General features: G+C 41.3%; 1 protein-coding gene. It reads left to right on the forward strand.

All coding sequences use genetic code 11. The annotated features are described in order from the left end of the window. Positions 1-782 (forward strand): amidase family protein (locus A3739_RS01995; protein WP_156502257.1); only part of this gene is annotated, 782 nt, incomplete at its 5' end. Positions 783-891: the final 109 nt, after the last annotated feature.

An 891-nucleotide genomic window follows, 5' to 3' on the forward strand; every position in this document is an offset into this window, starting at 1 on the left:
GAAGCGCTAGCGACATTGAGCAAATTTATAAGGTCTGTTATCAACCCTTACCTGAATACCAACAATACCTAGACATTCAGACATCCACACCGATTCACAACAAGCTCGCGAATTATAAAATCGCTTATTACGATGAATTGGCTGGAGTTCAATGCTCCGCCCCTACTCAGCGAGGGCTTCAGCGTGTCGTAAAATGCTTAGAAGATCAAGGCGCGCAAGTAAGCAAAATTCGCATTGATGAGCAATTAGCCGACAAAACGCTGAAGACTTGGGTCAAGTTATTTGGTTTCGTTTGTTCCCAAGACTTTGCATGGCCAGTAAGAAAGATCCTTCAATTTAAATTCGGAAAAGATCTTAAGAAATCTAGCTTTGATGCCAAACAAGAGCTTAAAAAAGGCCTAAGCATGAACTTCCGAGAGTATTCAAAAGCCTTGCTGGAGCAAAAAGAATGCATTGCTGAGTTTTCTCGCTACTTTAATGATTATGACTTTATCTTATCGCCAACCAGCATAGGTCCAGCGTTCGAGCACAATCACAAACACAACAATATAGAATTCGATGGCCAGAGTTATAACTACACAGATTATTGCTTTGGTTTTGTGATGTTTTATAACTTGTTGGGCAATCCAGTGATGAGTTTGCCATCAGGAATCGACGAGAAATACGGCCTGCCGATTGGTGTGTCAATCGCAGCATCACATCATAGCGAAAATCAGTTAATTCACTTCTCGAAGTTGTTAGAAAAGCAAGGTTTTGAATTTCAAGCGCCAACAATCAGTTAGCGCTTGAGAGTTCGATCACTAGAATTAGTAATCGAAGATGTTATTGATTAGGCGACCACTAAACCAAAATTGCGCAGTGATGCCGACGGTGTCTATTAGGTCGTCTCCA

The sequence above is a fragment of the Oleiphilus sp. HI0067 genome (assembly GCF_001635735.1).